Origin of the sequence: Streptomyces sp. JH14, from assembly GCF_029428675.1 — a bacterium.
In the GTDB taxonomy this organism is placed as follows: Bacteria; Actinomycetota; Actinomycetes; order Streptomycetales; family Streptomycetaceae; genus Streptomyces.
In genome coordinates this window covers 3,814,184-3,831,295 of the sequence record NZ_JAJNEL010000001.1, presented here as the reverse complement: position 1 = coordinate 3,831,295, position 17,112 = coordinate 3,814,184, and the positions used below count along the sequence as shown (strand labels likewise).

The 17,112-nt window shown below is 70.0% G+C and carries 13 protein-coding genes; 2 read left to right on the top strand and 11 right to left on the bottom strand.

Going from position 1 to position 17,112, the window contains the following annotated elements:
- Positions 1-73: 73 nt before the first annotated feature.
- From LRD69_RS17285 to LRD69_RS17245, 9 genes are all read right to left on the bottom strand, one after another.
- Positions 74-2,266 (bottom strand): FAD/NAD(P)-binding protein, encoded by a 2,193-nt coding sequence (locus LRD69_RS17285; protein WP_277327472.1) that lies wholly within the window; start codon positions 2,264-2,266, stop codon positions 74-76.
- A gap of 1 nt (position 2,267) precedes the next feature.
- A complete protein-coding gene (locus LRD69_RS17280; protein WP_277327471.1) occupies positions 2,268-3,437 on the bottom strand; it encodes an aminotransferase class V-fold PLP-dependent enzyme in 1,170 nt (389 codons plus the stop codon).
- On the bottom strand, positions 3,434-4,561 hold the full coding sequence (gene aepY / locus LRD69_RS17275) for a phosphonopyruvate decarboxylase (protein ID WP_277327470.1): 1,128 nt from the start codon (positions 4,559-4,561) through the stop codon (positions 3,434-3,436). Before aepY ends, LRD69_RS17280 begins: the two co-directional genes overlap by 4 nt.
- Positions 4,558-6,156 carry an isocitrate lyase/phosphoenolpyruvate mutase family protein gene (locus LRD69_RS17270; RefSeq protein ID WP_277327469.1) on the bottom strand — a complete coding sequence of 533 codons (1,599 nt, stop codon included), beginning with the start codon at positions 6,154-6,156 and terminating at the stop codon, positions 4,558-4,560. Before LRD69_RS17270 ends, aepY begins: the two co-directional genes overlap by 4 nt.
- Positions 6,157-6,220: 64 nt before the next feature.
- Entirely contained in the window at positions 6,221-7,765 is a 1,545-nt protein-coding gene (locus tag LRD69_RS17265; protein ID WP_277327468.1) for an MFS transporter, read from the bottom strand.
- A gap of 233 nt (positions 7,766-7,998) precedes the next feature.
- The gene (locus LRD69_RS17260) at positions 7,999-8,739 is read right to left on the bottom strand and encodes an SDR family oxidoreductase (RefSeq protein ID WP_277327467.1); all 741 of its coding nucleotides are present in this window, start codon (positions 8,737-8,739) and stop codon (positions 7,999-8,001) included.
- The gene (locus LRD69_RS17255) at positions 8,736-9,299 is read right to left on the bottom strand and encodes a hypothetical protein (RefSeq protein ID WP_277327466.1); all 564 of its coding nucleotides are present in this window, start codon (positions 9,297-9,299) and stop codon (positions 8,736-8,738) included. The genes LRD69_RS17260 and LRD69_RS17255 overlap by 4 nt, the downstream gene beginning before the upstream one ends.
- Before the next feature lie 13 nt (positions 9,300-9,312).
- On the bottom strand, positions 9,313-10,218 hold the full coding sequence (locus LRD69_RS17250) for a sterol desaturase family protein (protein WP_277327465.1): 906 nt from the start codon (positions 10,216-10,218) through the stop codon (positions 9,313-9,315).
- Between the two features lie 48 nt (positions 10,219-10,266).
- Positions 10,267-11,001 carry a lysophospholipid acyltransferase family protein gene (locus LRD69_RS17245; RefSeq protein ID WP_277327464.1) on the bottom strand — a complete coding sequence of 245 codons (735 nt, stop codon included), beginning with the start codon at positions 10,999-11,001 and terminating at the stop codon, positions 10,267-10,269.
- Between the two features lie 527 nt (positions 11,002-11,528).
- On the opposite strand from LRD69_RS17245, the gene LRD69_RS17240 reads away from it, so the two are divergent.
- Entirely contained in the window at positions 11,529-12,347 is an 819-nt protein-coding gene (locus LRD69_RS17240; RefSeq protein WP_277327463.1) for an AfsR/SARP family transcriptional regulator, read from the top strand.
- 34 nt (positions 12,348-12,381) lie between these two features.
- Positions 12,382-13,320 (top strand): beta-ketoacyl-ACP synthase III, encoded by a 939-nt coding sequence (locus tag LRD69_RS17235; protein WP_277327462.1) that lies wholly within the window; start codon positions 12,382-12,384, stop codon positions 13,318-13,320.
- 222 nt (positions 13,321-13,542) lie between these two features.
- On the opposite strand, the gene LRD69_RS17230 is transcribed toward LRD69_RS17235, so the two are convergent.
- Both LRD69_RS17230 and clpB read right to left on the bottom strand, forming a co-directional pair.
- Complete coding sequence (locus LRD69_RS17230) at positions 13,543-14,103, bottom strand: YbjN domain-containing protein (protein ID WP_277327461.1); 561 nt, start codon at positions 14,101-14,103, stop codon at positions 13,543-13,545.
- A gap of 308 nt (positions 14,104-14,411) precedes the next feature.
- Positions 14,412-17,009 (bottom strand): ATP-dependent chaperone ClpB, encoded by a 2,598-nt coding sequence (gene clpB, locus LRD69_RS17225; protein ID WP_277327460.1) that lies wholly within the window; start codon positions 17,007-17,009, stop codon positions 14,412-14,414.
- Positions 17,010-17,112: the final 103 nt, after the last annotated feature.

Sequence of the window (17,112 nt, the reverse complement as noted above, 5' to 3'; positions counted from 1 at the left end):
GCGACACTAACCACGCCCGCTTAAAACCCGGTTATCGATTGCTTACGACGGAGCCGGAGGGCCGCCGGCCGGGTCATCGGGCGGCGTCGGCCGCGCCGGCCGCGCGCCAGAAGCCGTCCAGCCAGACCAGCACGTCACGCATCACGTAGTGGTCGACGTACGGGCGCAGGGCGGACAGCAGAAAGGACCGGGCCCCCTCGGAAGGCACCCCGAGGACGGTGATCCTGGTGTCGGCCGAGCCGTCGGCGCCGAGCGGATGGAAGTCCTCCGTCAGATCGAGGCCGCCCGGCTCGAAGACCTCACCGTCGGCCGACTCGTTGTGCCACAGCCGCACCAGGCCGCGGCCGAGGAGGTTGCGATAGAGCGGCAGCGCGTCGAGCCGGGGATCGAACCCGTGCATCCGCGCCTCCACCAGCACATCGACCTGGCGCCGCAGACCGGTGTGCGGCCCCTCGACGAAGGCCCGGCCGGTCGCCTCGTCCACCCGGACCCTTGCGTCGCGTCCCGCCCCGACCTCCAGCAGCCCGTGCTCGATCAACGCGATGATCTTGGCCATGATCTCGGGCGCGGCGCCGTTGGCCAGCCGGTTGTGGTGGCCCACCCACGTATCCAGAAAACGCCGCTGGGACGCGGGCGTCAGACCTGCGTCGTCCACCGCGCCCGAGATCACCCCGCGCAGGTCGCGCCAGACGCCGTCCGCCGCGGCCTTGTGCGGGTTGCCGACATTGCCCTGCCGGGCCCACAGCTGATCGCGCGCCATGAAGTCCAGCACCGCCCGGCGAACCTCCGCCGGCGACCCGCCGGGGGGCAGCGGAGCGACCGTCCGCTGCCAGTCGAAGCGGTTGCCGTGGAGCGAGGGATCCATCCCCCAGGGAGACTCGAGCCCGTCCGTGACCGTCGACGGGGCCACCGAGCGGTCGGCACAGCGCCGGACCTCGTACGCGGCGGAGGCACCGAAGACCGTCCTGACCCAGTGCAGCAGGACGTCCCGAACCGGCCAGCCGACCGAGCGCTGCGCCGTGAACATCGCCTGTTTCCCGCGCAGTAACCCGTCCAGCACCTCCACGATCTCGTCGATCGCACGCTCCAGGGGCGCGAGCAGGTCGTCGGTGTGCTGCGCGGCGGGCCCGCCGGTCAGGAAGGCGAGCCAGTGCGGCAGTACCCGCTGCGTCAGCAGCAGCGCCGCGCCCGGCCCGAAGAGGGTGACGTAGTGCAGGTGCGCCATCTCCAGCACCGCCAGCGGCAGGACGTCGCGCTCGAAGTCGAGCTGCGCACGGCCGGCCCCGGCCCCGCGCGAGGCCTGCGCGCCCCGGTGCGCGCGGAGCTGTTCCACCGCCCCGGCCGTCAGGAACGTGCCCGGATGGTCGCTGCCGTTCGGCTTGTGGTTGTCGGGGCGCGCGAAGGTGAAGAGACCCGACCTGCTGAACGCCACGATGGCCGCGGGTTCCTCGCCACTGGGCAGATAGACCAGTCCGCCACCGGAGTCCTGGTGGAACGTGCCGCCGCGCCCCTCCGTCAGGTGCAGCACGGTGTCGATCGCGGTCAGGCCCATTCCCGCACAGCCGACCACGTCCGAGGGACCGCACTGCTCCGGCCCCAGGCGCGCCTCCAGCGGATACGGGTGCGGCACATGGCGGGTGCGGCCGCCGGGGGCGCTCGCGGCGCGCTCCGGATCGTGCCAGGAGTGCCCGGTCAGCAGCAGCACCTCGTCCGCCGGGTACCGGTCCCCGTCCGCGGTGACCACCTCGAGCCCGTGCCCGAGCGGGACGAGGTCCACCACTTCCGCGTGGTGCAGGTGCAGTTCGGTGCCGGGATGACGCAGCAGGTCCGCCGCGTAGGTCCGGAACATCTCGCGCAGGGCGAGACCGTGCACATGGCGCTTGGGCCAGTCCTCGGGGCGCAGGTCGAAGTCCGGGTCCCCGGTCTCCTGGAAGGCGCGCCGGCACCATTCGTACAGCGTGGGCCGCTCGGGGCCGGGCCGGAGCGGCCCCGCGCCCACGGTGCTCTCGTCGGCGGCGAAGCTCACCTGGCAGGCGATACGGTTCAGATAACTCGTCCGCGCCTGGGCCGGGCTGTGTGCCTGCCCTGCGCCGAACTCCCCGGTGCGTTCGAAGACCCGGACCTCGAGCCGGGCCTTCGCCCCGAGCCGGCCGATCGTCGCCGAGAGCCGCTCCATGGCGTACGTCGCCCTGGGACCGCCCCCCACCAGAGCCAGGCGATAGGGCTCCGCGGCGCGGTCCGGGGGCTCGATTCGGGCCGTGGTCACCTCACCCCTCACCCTCGTCACCGGTCCGCGTCCGGGCGCGCTCCGGGCGGGCGGTCCCGTCCCGGTCCCGCAGGAGACGGCGGAGCACCGCCAGGAAACGGCCGATGTCCTCCTCGGTCATGCAGCCCATCGTCGAGAGCCGGAAGTAGTCCCGCGCCAGCAGCTCCTGGGCGGCGTAGATCACGAACCGGTGCGCGCGCAGGCCCTCGTGGAGCTCGGCGTAACTCCATCCGGCCGGTATCCGTACCGCCGTCAGCCCCGCGGCCCGCTGCTCCGGAGGGAGCAGGATCTCGAGGCCCAGCTCCTGCAGTCCACTGCGCAGCTGCCGGGCCAGGCCCTGGTACCGGGCGTTGCGGGCCTCCCACCCCTCGGCCAGCGCCAGGGAGAGCGCGGCGTCGAAGGCGTAGAACGCCGGGACGCCCGGGGTGAACGCCGGGGCCTGCGCCTTCTCCTGAGCCTGGTAGTGACGGTGCAGGTCCAGGCAGTAGCTGCGCCGCGGAGCGCCGGCCAGCGCTTCGAACGCCGTCCGGGAGGCGCTGACGAAGCCGAGACCCGGAGCGCCTTCGAGGCACTTGTTGGCCGATCCGGCGAGCCAGTCGATCCCGTCCGCGGCCAGCCCGATGCGTTCGGCGCCGATGCTGCTGACGGCGTCCACGATGACCTCGCACCCATGGCTGTGGGCGACCCTGGTCACCGCCGCCACATCGTTGAGCATGCCGCTGCTGGTCTCGTGGTGGACGAGTCCGACGTGCGTTAGTCCGGTGCGGCCGGCCAGCGCACGATCGACGGCCGCCGGGTCGACCGGGTTGCCCCAGCCCAGTTCCAGCCGGTGGCTGCGGATGCCGTGGGCCTCCGCCATGTGCGCGAACCGTTCACCGTAGTGACCGTTGTCCACGGCCAGCAGACCGCCGTCCTCGGGGACCGCCGAGCTGACGGCCGCCTCGACAGCGGACGTTCCGGAGCCGGTCAGGACCACGGAGGTGTGCCGGTCGTCGCCGCCTGCGACGAGGGTGGTCCTGTGCCGTACCCGGGCCATGAGTTCGGAGAACTCGGGCTCACGGTGGCACAGGTCGGGCCCGGCCAGTGCGGTGCGCACCCGGCTGTCCGTCATGACGGGACCCGGGTTCATCAGGACCAGGGCTTCTGCGTGTTCGTACGTGCCGGCGCTCATCGGGCGACCGCCTCCATGAACCGGGCCGCTGACGCGGGCGGGGGGAAGGCCGGGCGGCCCAGGCCCGGATCGGAGCCGGGGGCGATGCGGACCCGGATCAGATGGGTGCCGCCTGCCTCCTGGGCGTGCCGCACGGCCTCGCGCACGGCGTCCCCGGCCGAGACGTCGTAGGTCCGGCGGTAGCCGCATGCGGCGGCGATCGCGCAGAAGTCGACGCCGGCGGAGACGGTGGGCTGGCTGCCGGTCGACTCGTACGCCTCGTTGTCGAGCAGCACATGGCACAGGTCGGTGTCCCGCTGGTGCCCGATCGTGGTCATCGCCTCGAGGCGCATGAGCGCCGCACCGTCGCCGTCCAGCACCGCGACCCTCCGGCCTTCGGCGTGCATGGCCACGCCGAGGGCCACGCTCGACGCGCAGCCCATCGAGCCGACCACGTAGAGATTCTCCGGACGGTCCCAGTCCCGTTCCAGTTCACGGGCGGTCTTGCCGGTCGTTGCCACCAGCAGGGTCTTCGGGTCCATGGCGCCGACGACATGCGCGATGGCCTCGGCCCGTTTCATCAGGTGGGCGTCCCCGCGCCGGGCGCTCCTCCCGCCCGCGTACGGGGCGATGGCGCCCTTGGGCACGACGAGCGCGAACGGCAGCCCGGTGACGGCCATGTGCTCGACCGCGGTGTCCAGCATGCCGCCGAGGGCCGCCGGATCCGTGGGGAGCAGTTCGTTGCGGATGCCCATGGCAGTCAGAAGCTCAGGCGTGATGCGGCCCATCAGCTCGTGCTGGGGCTCGTCGGGCCGGCCGGGCCGGCCGCGCCAGGTCACCAGCAGCAGGACCGGCAGGCGCAGGGTGTGGCAGAGGGAGGTGAGCGGGTTGACGGAGTTGCCCAGACCCGAATTCTGCAGGATGACCACCGGCTTGCGGCCCGCGAGGCGGGCTCCGGCCGCGAGCGCCACCGCTTCCCCCTCGTTGGCGGCGATCACGTACTGCTGCGGATGTTCGGCCTCCAGGTGGGAGATGACCGGGCCGAGAAACGAGCACGGTACGCCGGTGAACGGGCCGAATCCGCGGTCCTGCAGCAGCGCGACGAGGGCGCGGGCGTCCAGTGCGCTCGTACCGGTGCCGCTCACAGGGCCGTCTCACGGGTTGCCAGCATCTGCGTGGCACGGCGGATGTCGTCCTCGGTACGCAGTTCCAGCCAGCCGGACGCGATCTCGACCGCGTGCGGCTGGTGGCCGTCCGCAAGCAGGTCGTTCAGCAAGTCGGCAAGGCACGCATGCACGGAGTTGGCCTGCCGCTTCTCGGCGGCCCTGCGCAGCACCGCCATTCCGGCCGGGGAGAAGGCCGCGGCCCCCACGAACTCGCCGTCCGGACGGTCACCTGCCCGCCCTATGACCTCCACGCTCTCGCTTGCGCAGATCCGGCGGCCGTCACGGGCCACCGAGGTCAGCCGCAGCCCCAGCGCGTCGGGGCGCTCACCGGTCCCGGCCGTGACATCGACCAGTACGGCGATGTCGGCCTCCACCGCGGCGAGCCGGCGCAGCGGTTCGGCCTCGACGAACGTGTCGGCCGAGACCAGCACCGTGCGGCCCGCGCTGCTGCCCGGCAGCTCCAGCACCGCACCGGCCGCGTCCGTGTGCGTGGCGCCGGGGGTGACATCCTGCGGGCAGTCGGCCGGCGTGGCGCCCGCGGTGGCGAGGACGATCGATTCGATGCCTGCCCGGCGCAGGGCGGACGTCTGCTTCTCCAGCAGCTGGGGACCCGGTCCGGCCGGCGCGCCGCCGGGTACGACCAGGGCCCGTGGCCGGCCCTCGTGTGGGGTGATGAACTGTGCCTCGTGCCGCTTCTGCTGGGGCATGCCCTGGAGGTCGAAGACGGTGGTCAGCGGCGCGATCCGGCCCTCGACGGCGGTGGTCCTGTCCTCACGCAGGATCGAGGCGAAGGTCTCGCTGACGGCGGTGATCCCCGCGCGCAGGCCGTGGTTGGCGTAGATCACCATCTTGGCGCCCGCCTCGGCCAGCTCCGTGGCGGTCACCGTGTGGTACGTGGTGGGGACCACGACCACCGGCGTCCGGAGGCGCCAGCTGCTGAGGAAGCGCAGCACCTCCTCCGGATTGCCGTCCTTGGAGTGGATGAGCACGGCATCCGCGCCGGCCTCCGCGTAGGCCTCCCCGCGACGCAGCGCCTCCGCCAGGCCCCAGCCGGCGATCAGTGCCTCGATGCGGGCGATCACCATGAAGTCATCGGTCCGCTGGGCGGCCTTGGCCGCGGCCAGCTTGCCGCAGAACTCGGGGACGGGAGCCAGTTCCTGACGGCCCGGGATGAAGCTGTTGACCTTGGGGAAGCGCTTGTCCTCGATGGACACGGCGGCGATTCCGGCCGCCTCGTAACGCTGGACCATGTTCATGACATTATGGGCGTTGCCGTATCCGGCATCGCAGTCCGCCACCACCGGAATGGCGACCGCCGAGGCCAGCGACGAGGCCACGCCGAGCAGCTCGCTCATGGTGAGGATGTCGGTGTCGGGCACGCCCTGGGAGGCCGAGACCTCCAGGCCGCTCGACCACACACCGTCGAATCCCGCCCGTTCGGCAAGGCGCGCGCCCAGCGGATTGTGTGCGCCGACGATCCGCACCGCACCGTCGCGTGCGAACAGTTCGCGCAGTTGCCGCGCCCCGGGCACCGCACCGCGCTCCTCGCGCGCCGGTATCACCGCAGAACTCATGCCGATATCTCCTGTTGTCTGCTTCGCTGAATGGGCTGTACGCATCCGCAGGGGCCGAGAGCCGTCACGCTTCCTGCCCCTCCGCGCGCCGGGCGAGGAGTACGGCAAAGGCGCCGAGAGCCGCCACCGCGGCGGTCACCAGCAGGGCGTACTGCATCCCCTCCAGGAAGACCGGCTGGATCACGCGGATCGCAGAAGCGCCGGCAGGTCCGCTTCCGGCGGGGGCAAGACCCACCGCGGCGGTCCGGCCGGCCTCCCCGGCAAGGCCCGGCGCCAGAGAGATGCCTTCCGCCGCCAGCCGGCCCGGCAGTGCCGATGCGGTGTACGTCGCGACCACCACACTGACCGCGGCGATGCCGAGGCTGCCCCCCACCTGCATGGCCGTCTGCTGCATGCCGCCCGCCACACCGGACAGTTCCGCCGGGGCGCCGCTGAGTACGAGCTTGGTGGCTCCGACCATGACCGGGCTGAAGCCGAGTCCCAGAAGGAAGAAACAGGCGGTCGTCTCCAGCGCACCGGACCGGGCGTCGAGCTGCGACAGGGCGCACATCGCCGCGGCGGTGACGGCGAGACCCGTGGCCACCGGCAGCCACGGGCCCGACCTGCCGATCCAGACCGCCGCCGGCGGAGCGCCCACGATCATGAGACCGGTCAGCGCCAGCACACGGACACCCGACTCGGTCGGAGACAGCCCCAGGACGTTCTGCAGGTAGAAGACGAGGACGAACGGCGCCCCGAACATCACGAACGACATGGCGGTCATGGACAGCACTCCGGCCCTGAACCGGGCCGACCGGAAGATGCGCGGCGGCACCAGCGGGTCGTCCGCCACCCGCTGCCGCCGTACGAAGGCGACGGCGAGCAGCGCCGCCGCCGCCAGCAGGCCGACCGTCCGGACATCGGGCCGGCCGTGGTCGGCCGCCATGCCGAGACCGCTGATGAACACGCACAACGTGCCGGCCAGCAGCACCATGCCGGAGAGGTCCAGTCGTACCGCCTCGCGCTGCCCGCCGGTCTCCCTCAGCACCACGGCGCCCAGGACGATGACCGCCATGCCGAGGGGCACATTGAGGAAGAAGACCCAGCGCCAGTCGGCATGGTCGACCAGCACCCCGCCCACGACGGGGCCGGCCGCGGTGGCCGCCGCGATCACCGCACTGCGCACGGCGATCGGACCGTTGAGCCGGTCCGCAGGGAAGGCGTGGCGCAACAGCCCGAGGGTGGCCGGCTGCATCAGAGCGCCGAACACCCCCTGCAGCACCCGCAGGCCGATGACCCAGCCGATCTGCCCGCAGAGTCCGATGGCCACGGATGCGGCCGTGAATCCCGCGGCGCCGATCAGGAAGACCTTGCGGTGCCCGTACCGGTCGCCCAGCTTCCCCGCAGTGATCAACAGGGCGGACACGGCCAGCAGATAACCGTTGACCACCCACTGGATACCCGTCAGTGACGTCTGCAGGTCCGTCTGCATGGCCGGCTGGGCGACCGTGACGATCGTCGCGTCGAGGGAGACCATCATCGCGCCGAGGGACAGGGTCAGGAGGGTGAGCCAGGCGCGGCCGATGTGCGCGTGTGGACCGCTTCGCCGGTCCAGTACCTCTTCGATCATGGCTCCCTCGTCCCCATGGCCTGCCGCTCGTCCGCCGGCCGCTCTCGCGCCAGGCCTCTCTTCCGGATCCAGTGCCGTGTCAGCCAAGGTTCGCCCCGTCGCGACGCCCGGCACGCACTGTCGCCGCACCGGCCGAAAGCCCGAGTACGTCCAGTACGAGGACTTCCGGCCGTCACGCCGACAGCACGCACCGGACGCCGCTCCTTGGCGGGCAAACCTTGGCTGACGCGGCACTAGCTGGCGATTCCGCCGTCCATGCGGATGACCTCCGCATTGATGAAATCCGCGGCAGGACTGGCAAGGAATGCCACCGTCTCGGCCACTCCCTCACCGCCGCCCAGGCCGAGCAGCGCCCTCTCGGCCTTCGCCGTGCGGATGGCGTCCGGCAACGCGGCGCCCAGACCGGTGTCGAGCAGGCCGGGCGCGAGAACCACACTGCGGATGCCGTAGCCGGCGTATTCCTGGGCGACCGTCAGGGCGAGCCCGTGCAGGCCCGCCTTGCTGGCCGCATAGTTGGCCTGGCCCGCGTTGCCGAGCACTGCGGCGACCGAGGAGATGTAGACGATGCGGCCGTAGCGCTGGCGCATCATCACCCGCACGGCCTGCTTGGTGGTGAGGAACGCGCTGCGCAGGTTCACGCGCAGTACCTCGTCCCAGTCGTCCGGGCTCATCAGGACCAGGGGTTTGTCGCGGGAGATACCCGCGTTGTGCACCAGCACATCCAGCCGGCCGCACTGGCGTGCCGTCGCTGTCAGCCGCTCGGCGGTGTCCTCCTCGCCGACATCTCCCTGGCACAGCCGGAGGCTGTCGCCGAACTTCTCGGCGAGCTCCAGCAGCGCCGGGGACTCCGAGCGGTAATTGGCCACCACGGTGGCCCCACTGTCCAGCAGGGCCCGGGTGATCTGCAGCCCGAGGCCTCTGCCGGCCCCGGTCAGCGCGATGACCCGGCCGTCCAGCCGTGAGTCGGTGTTCACAGTGCCCTTTCGCGAAGTCCGGTCTGCTGCGGGCGCGTTGCCGGCTGCCCGTCCGGAAAGATGTACGCCACGATCCGCTCGAGGTCCCGCTCCTCCAGTGCCACGGCCCGGGTCAGGAACGCGAACCGCACCTGCGGGTGTGCGCTGTCGCCCTCGTCCATCAGCACCGGCGGAAGCAGCGCCTTGGGCGTCCGCCCGATCGTGCTCCGGGCTCCGGCGAGGAACCGTTCGCCGCGTGCACACAGGGCCGCGGGAAGCCAGTCGAGGGCCTCCACACGAAGGTCGGTCAGACCGTCCGGTCCCTGCTCGGCGCGGACCCGGGGCGGGATGCCGTCCAACTCCTCGGCGAAGAAGGGCAGCTGACCCGCACCGTGCCCGAGGACGACGAGCAGCGGATCTCCGGCGCCGATGCGGTCGGCCACCTCGACGGCCTCGGCCGCAGGCGGCCAGACGCCGTCGACGGTCCAGCTGGCCGGTCCGGTCCGGCGGGTCAGCAGCCGGCCGGGGCCCTCGACCACCACCAGGGCGCGTCCGCAGCGGACTGCGGGGTAGCTCGTCATCCGGATGCTCCTCTCAGTTCGTCTGCGGCACGGCGGTCGTCGATCCGGTCGGCGTGGGCCGGTCCGCCTCCGGGTGCCAGCCGGGCGGGCCGAAGACGTACCCCAGACGGTCGCGCCATCCACGGGCACCACGGATGTCGCGGAACATCGCCGCGAACTCGTGCAGCTGGATGGTCTTCATGCTGAAGCTGTCGATCTGCTTCGTGAGGCCGTACGTCGGGCGCTTGGTCTCCGGCTGGAAGGTGCGAAGGAGGCGGTCCCAGATGATCAGGATGCTGCCGTAGTTCTTGTCCAGGTACTCCGGGTCACTTCCGTGGTGCACGCGGTGGTGCGACGGCGTCACCAGGACGAACTCGATGGCCCGCGGCAGCTTCCCGATCTTCTCCGTGTGCACCCACAGGCCGTAGATGAGGTGCAGGGACTGCATCGTGAAGATCATGACCGGCGGAATGCCCAGGAACACCATGGGGATCCAGATGAGCTTCTCGAACCACTGCGCCCACTTGCGCCGCAGGGCGGTGGACACATTGAGGTACTCACTGGAGTGGTGCACCTGGTGGCCGGCCCACATGACACGCACCCGGTGCGCCATCCGGTGGTATCCGTAGATGGTCAGGTCGACGCCGACGAAGACGAGGAGCCAGGTGAACCAGGTGTTCGCCGGCAGGTGCCACGGCGACAGGTACGCGTGGATGTATGCGTACAGGGCGAGCGATCCGGCCTTGAGCAGCGTGGTGACGACGAGGGCGCCCAGGCCGGTGAGGATGCTCGCGCGGTGGTCGCGCGGATCGTAGCGCTTCACCTCGTCGCCGTCCGTACCGAAGCGCAGCGCCAGCAGTTCGACCGCTATGAGCAGGGCGATGGCAGGAAGCGCGAAAACTACCGGATCATGCAGCCGTTCCTGGATCTGGTGGAACATACGTCTCCCTTGGCAACGGGGTCGGGCAACCGTCGGAACAGAGATCAGTCACGCCTTGACGCTGGTGGCATAGCGGGGCACGTACGCGAGGCCGGAGAGCCGCTGGACCTCACGCATGACCGCGTCGGTGACCTCTCGGCGCGCCTTGGCGCTGCCATGCAGGCCCGCATGCTCCGGAAAGTGCATGGGGGCACCGAAGTGCATCCGGAACCTGCGCGGACGCAGCATCAGCTTGCCTGCGGGCTGCACCCGTTCCGTGCCGGCCAGACCGCACGGAATGACCGGCGCGGCCGTCGCCATCGCCAGCCAGCCCACGCCGGTACGCCCCTTGTAGACCTGCCCGTCGGGAGAGCGCGTCCCCTCCGGGTGGATACCGAAGCCGTCCCCCCGCTCCAGCACGCCATGCGCCGTGTCGAGTGCCGCGACGCCGCCCGGCCCTCCGTCGCGAACGACCGGGATGATGCCGATCGCAGTGAAGAACGTGCGGTTCACGAAGCCGCGGAACCCTTTTCCGGTCAACCGTTCGGCTTTTCCGATAAAATAAATCGGGCGCCGGGTCGCCAGCTGGATGAATATGTGGTCGCAGAACGAGAGATGGTTTGCCGCAATAATGAACGGCCCATCACCCGGAATATGACCCCGACCGGAAACCTTGGGCCGGAAAACCACCCACATCAACACGGAGCAGATGGCCCGCAAAGCCCTGCGAACAATCACGAGCCCCACACCCCCACCGAGAACAACAGCGGACAGAATACGAATTCCGCTCCCGCCGATAATCATTCGGCGCGCGATTGGGAGGACGCTACAGGAACGGGCTAAAATCCGGCTTAAGTCTGGTTAATCAAACCGCAGAACGCACGAAAAGCCGTATTACGGTCGGTATGACACAGCCGTGGACGGCCACCGGGCAGGGAAGCCGGCCACCACGTGCGGGCCGGAGCGGCCGCACTCCCCCGCATACGGGTTCCGGCCAGCTGCCCAGGAGCACGGACGGCCCCGTCCTGCACCGAACCGCACCCACTCGGGTCGACTCGGGCCGAATACGGCCTGTTTCCGTCGTTCAACACACACCCGCAGCAGTGGGAGAAAGTGGATACTCGCCAGCATTTCTCATGTCCTGAACGCTGCTTGACACGGATCGTGATCTACTCGATCCTTTCCGAGAGGGCAACTCCGGGGGGAGTTGCCCGCCACAGGCAGCAGCAAATGTACCGGGAGTGCTGAGCAACCGATTTGCGGGATGTCGGCCCTCCTGTTCGCTGTCCAATTGACAGGGGGAGTCAATGGATTTCCGAGTACTGGGCCCTGTGGCCATTGGAACCGCATCAGACAATCAAGCCACTCCGAAGGCGAAGAAGCTCCGGGCGGTCCTCGGCTATCTGTGCGTCAGCAAAGGGCAGACCGTTCACGCCGGCCGACTCATCGAGGCCCTGTGGCCGGGCGAGCCGCCTCGGACGGCCTCCACCGCACTGCATGTCTACGTCTCCAAGCTGCGCAAGCACCTGGCGAGTATCGGCCTCGACGGCACATCGCTCATCGTGACCCAGCCTCCCGGGTACCGCCTGAATCTCTGCGGCTACTCACTGGATCTCGCGGAGTTCGAGGGCATGGTGACGAAGTCCCGGGAAGCGCACGCTCTCGGAGACGCTGTCGAGGCGGCGGAACACCTGGCCGACGCGATTTCGCTGTGGCGGGGCCGCGCGCTCGATGATCTGCGAGAACTCCCCATTTTTGAAACGCTGGGCCGGCGGCTGGACGAACGGCGCGCCCACGCCTGCGAACAGCGCATTGAATTAGAACTGGAAATCGGTAATCACAAGACCATCATCGAGGAGATACACTCCCTCATCGATGAATACTCTACGCGAGAGAGCCTTTACGGGTACCTGATGGTGGCGCTCTACCGAAGCGGTCGCGCCGCGGATGCCCTGGCGGCGTACGACCATATTCGGTCCCTTCTGATGGACGATCTCGGGGTCGAACCGACGCCCCAGTTGAGAAGCCTGCAGCACGCGGTCCTCGCCCACGCACCCTCTCTGGAAAGAGCAGCCCCCTGCATAATAATGAGGGGCGGAGGGATCACGCCGATGCGGGAGTACCCCGCAGGCGCCTCCGCCCGTTTCTGAAACCCTTGCATCCTCACGTCCAGGAGATTTCCCGTTGATTGGGTCCCGCGTACTTTCCTTCGGTCATCACCAGCCTTTAAAGGTACTGACGAACGCCGATCTGGCACACATGGTCGATACCAGCGATGAGTGGATCCAGAGCCGGGTGGGCATCAGGACCAGGCATCTCGCCACGGACAGTGAATCGGTGCAGGACATGGCCGCGAAGGCGGCGGAGAATGCGCTGGACCGGGCCGGGCTCACCGGCGCGGATATCGATCAGGTCGTGGTGGCCACCTGCACCGCGGTCGACCGCTCACCGAACATGGCGGCCCGCGTCGCAGCGGCGGTGGGCGCCGGCTCGCCCGCCGCCATCGACGTCAACACGGCGTGCTCGGGGTTCCCCCATGCCCTGGCCCTGGCGGACCAGTGCATCAGGGGAGGGTCCGCCACCAAGGCGCTGGTCATCGGTGTGGAGAAGCTGAGCGACTTCACCGACTGGAACGACCGCAGCACATGCGTGCTGATCGGCGACGGCGCAGGTGCGGCCGTGCTCACGGCGTCCGACGAGCCGGAGGTCAGCCCGGTCGTCTGGGGTTCGGTCCCCACCATGGGACACACCGTGCGCATCGAGGCTCCGACGCACACCTTCGCCCAGGAAGGCCAGGCGGTCTATCGCTGGGCGACGACGGCGCTGCCCAAGCTGGCGGTGCAGGCATGCAACAGGGCCGGGATCACACCGGAGGACCTGGGTGCCGTGGTGCTGCACCAGGCCAACCTCCGGATCATCGAGCCCCTCGCGCGCAAGATCGGCGCCGTGAACGCCGTCGTGGCCCGCGATGTGGTGGAGTCGGGCAACACGTCCGCCGCAAGCATCCCGCTCGCGCTGTCCAAGCTGATCGAGCGGGGCGAGGTCAAGAGCGGCTCACCCGTCCTGCTCTTCGGTTTCGGCGGCGGCCTGTCCTACGCCGGACTGGTCATCCGCTGCCCGTAGCCGGCGTCGCGTCACTCCCAGGTCCTGCGACCTCGAACGTTTGTGACGGCTCGCCGGTTCGTCCCGGCGGGCCGTCCCCGTGTCCCGGAAGGCCGACCGCAACGGCAGAAGCCCGGGCGGGACGTCGGTCGTGATGACCACCGTCCCGCCCGGGCCGTCGCTCGCCCGATCGGCGCATCCGCGGCCACTCTCGCCGCAGTCGCGCCGGTCAGACGCCCTGCATCAGGCGCTCGGCGCCGCGTCGCCCTCGCCGTCCGACTTCCGCTCGGCCGGCTCGAGGCCCAGACGCTCCAGCAGCCACCTGTCGAACTCGATCGAGGCCCGCACCCAGCTGACCGTCGACGAGACGAAGTGCTCCAGGCTGACGCCCGTACCGATGAGCATCTGCGCCTCACCGATCAGACGGACCGAGGCCTCGGTCTCCCCGCTGCCCTCCTCGGCCTCATGGGTGTGCGTGTAGACCTTGGGCCACAGAGTGCGGCGGTTCCAGTCGTCGATCGCGTCGAGGAGGACCGGGCGCTGGTCCATGGCGTGGGGGCGGTCGTAGAACGTACGGACCGAGAAGACCTGCTGCTCGTCCTCGCCACGGAACATGAAGTACGTGCGGAACTCTTCCCACGGCGCCGCGAGGTCGCCCTCGTCGTCGACGACGTACTTCAGCTCCATCTGCTCGAGGAGCTGCTTGACGAGGTCCTGGTCAGGGACGACGGGGCCCTCCGGTCCTGCCGCCTGCGGTTCGGGCTGGCCCCCGAAATTCGGAATCGAGGACGGGTCGATGCTCACCGTGAATTTCCCTTCGTACGGTTGCCGCCATCCTCTCCCATGGCGGGCAGGGGATGGCAACCCCCAACCGGGCAGATCAGCTACCGGCTGACACGATTCGGCCGTCGGGGAGGGTTCCGGGGAGCCGGCCGGAAGCGCGTGCCGGGGACGGAACACCCGACCGGGGCAGAATCCGTCTGCTGTCGGGCGTCCCGGCGCCGCCCGCGCTCGTCGTCACCCGGCCCTCCGCCCTGGTGCCCTTCGGCCCCGTACGGGGCCGAGCCGGCGGCCGAGGCCGAGGCCCACCCGGGCCCCGGCCGCCCGGCCCGTCACCTGACAGCCCCCACGATCAGACCAGCCTCCTCGCCGTCCCCGAACGTGTCCACCCGCACGGTGTCCCCGTCGGTGACCTCGCCCGCGAGGATCTCCTTCGCGAGCCGGTCGCCGATCGCCGTCTGGATCAGGCGGCGCAGCGGCCGCGCCCCGTACGCCGGGTCGTTGCCCTCCTTCGCCAGCCAGGCCAGCGCGGCCGGGGTGACGTCGAGGGTGAGCCGCCGGTCGGCCAGCCGCTTGGCGAGCCGGTCGATCTGGAGCGCCGCGATGTGCGCGAGCTCGTCGCCGGAGAGTGCCGAGAACACCACCAGGTCGTCGAGCCGGTTGAGGAACTCCGGCTTGAAGGAGGCGCGTACGACCTCCAGCACCTGCTGCTTCTTCTCCTCCGGCTTGGTCAGCGGGTCCATCAGGAACTGGCTGCCGAGGTTCGACGTCAGGATCAGGATGGTGTTGCGGAAGTCCACCGTCCGGCCCTGGCCGTCGGTGAGCCGCCCGTCGTCGAGCACCTGGAGCAGGATGTCGAAGACCTCCGGATGGGCCTTCTCCACCTCGTCGAGCAGGACGACGCTGTACGGGCGGCGGCGGATCGCCTCCGTGAGCTGGCCACCCTCCTCGTACCCCACATAGCCGGGGGGCGCGCCGACCAGCCGGGCGACGCTGTGCTTCTCGCTGTACTCGCTCATGTCGATGCGGACCATGGCCCGTTCGTCGTCGAACAGGAAGTCGGCGAGTGCCTTCGCCAGCTCCGTCTTGCCGACACCGGTCGGACCGAGGAAGAGGAACGATCCGGTGGGCCGGTCCGGGTCGGCGATACCGGCCCTGGTGCGGCGGACCGCGTCCGACACCGCACGGACGGCCTCGGTCTGGCCGATCAGCCGCCGGCCCAGCTCCTCCTCCATGCGCAGCAGCTTCTGGGTCTCGCCCTCCAGCAGCCGTCCGGCCGGGATGCCGGTCCAGGCACCGACGACGTCGGCGATGTCGTCCGGGCCGACCTCGTCCTTGACCATGGTGTCCTTGGCGGCCTCCTGCTCGGCCTCGTCCGCCTCCGCCAGCTCCCGCTCCAGGCCCGGAATCTCTCCGTACAGCAGCTTGGAGGCGGTGTCGAAGTCGCCGTCGCGCTGGGCACGTTCGGCCTGCCCGCGCAGGTCGTCGAGGCGTTCCTTCAGCTCACCAACGCGGTTGAGGCCCTGCTTCTCCTTCTCCCAGCGGGCGGTGAGACCGCGCAGCTCCTCCTCCTTGTCGGCGAGGTCGCGGCGGAGCTTCTCCAGACGCTGGACGGAACCCGCGTCGGTCTCGTTCTTCAGCGCCAGCTCCTCCATGTGGAGGCGGTCGACGGCGCGCTGCAGTTCGTCGATCTCGACGGGCGAGGAGTCGATCTCCATGCGCAGCCGGGACGCCGCCTCGTCGACCAGGTCGATCGCCTTGTCGGGGAGGAAGCGGGAGGTGATGTAGCGGTCGGACAGGGTCGCGGCGGCAACCAGCGCGGAGTCCGCGATCTGCACCTTGTGGTGCGCCTCGTACCGTCCCTTGAGCCCGCGGAGGATCGCGATGGTGTCCTCGACGGACGGTTCGGCGACCAGGACCTGCTGGAAGCGGCGCTCCAGGGCGGGGTCCTTCTCGATCCTCTCGCGGTACTCGTCGAGCGTGGTCGCGCCGACCATCCGCAGCTCTCCACGGGCCAGCATGGGCTTGAGCATGTTGCCGGCGTCCATGGCGGAGTCGCCGCCGGCGCCGGCGCCCACGACGGTGTGCAGCTCGTCGATGAACGTGACGATCTGCCCGTCGCTCTCCTTGATCTCGGAGAGGACGCTCTTCAGCCGTTCCTCGAACTCGCCGCGGTACTTGGCCCCGGCGACCATCGCCCCGAGGTCCAGCGAGACCAGCCGCTTGTTGCGCAGGCTCTCCGGCACATCGCCCTTGACGATGCGCTGGGCGAGACCTTCGACGACGGCCGTCTTGCCGACGCCGGGCTCACCGATGAGCACGGGGTTGTTCTTCGTCCGCCGCGACAGGACCTGCACGACGCGCCGGATCTCCTGGTCACGTCCGATGACGGGGTCGAGCTTGCCCTCCCTGGCGGCGGCCGTGAAGTCGGTGCCGAACTTCTCCAGGGCCTTGTACTGACCCTCCGGGTCGGGTGTGGTCACCCGGCGCCCTCCCCTGCTCTTCTCGAATGCGTCCAGCAGCTTCTTGGCGCCGGCCCCCTGCCGGGTCAGGATCTCACCGGCGCGGCCGCCCACGGCGGCGATGGCGATCAGCAGGTGCTCGGTGGAGAGGTAGTCGTCGCCGAGCTCCTTCGCGCGCTGCGCGGCGTCGGAGATGACCGCGAGCAGCTCACGGTTGGGCTGCGGCGGGGCGACGGTCGCGCCGGTGACGCTGGGCAGCGACGCGAGCAGCCGGTCGGTCTCGGCCCGTACGGCGACCTGGTCGGCGTCGACGGCGGCCAGCAGGTCGGTGATGTTCTCGTTGTCCTCGCCCTCCAGGAGAGCGAGGAGAAGATGCCCCGGGGTCAGATCGGCGTGCCCGTCCTTCACGGCCCTGTTGGTGGCCGCGTTGATGGCGTCCCGGCTCTTGTTGGTCAGCTCGGCGTCCACGTCTGCTCTCTCCTCCTTGCGGTGGCTGGTCCGTCCATGGTCTTCACGACAATGACTCAGTCAACGTCCACAAAGTTGAGTCTATTCCACTCAAGTCGAGACT

What these genes read in the sequence shown, in the direction of transcription:
- LRD69_RS17280 (WP_277327471.1), bottom strand. Translation starts at nt 3,437, where the DNA reads ATGAGCGCCGGCACGTACGAACACGCAGAAGCCCTGGTCCTGATGAAC.
- LRD69_RS17270 (WP_277327469.1), bottom strand. Translation starts at nt 6,156, where the DNA reads ATGAGTTCTGCGGTGATACCGGCGCGCGAGGAGCGCGGTGCGGTGCCC.
- LRD69_RS17255 (WP_277327466.1), bottom strand. Translation starts at nt 9,299, where the DNA reads ATGACGAGCTACCCCGCAGTCCGCTGCGGACGCGCCCTGGTGGTGGTC.
- LRD69_RS17265 (WP_277327468.1), bottom strand. Translation starts at nt 7,765, where the DNA reads ATGATCGAAGAGGTACTGGACCGGCGAAGCGGTCCACACGCGCACATC.
- LRD69_RS17245 (WP_277327464.1), bottom strand. Translation starts at nt 11,001, where the DNA reads ATGATTATCGGCGGGAGCGGAATTCGTATTCTGTCCGCTGTTGTTCTC.
- LRD69_RS17250 (WP_277327465.1), bottom strand. Translation starts at nt 10,218, where the DNA reads ATGTTCCACCAGATCCAGGAACGGCTGCATGATCCGGTAGTTTTCGCG.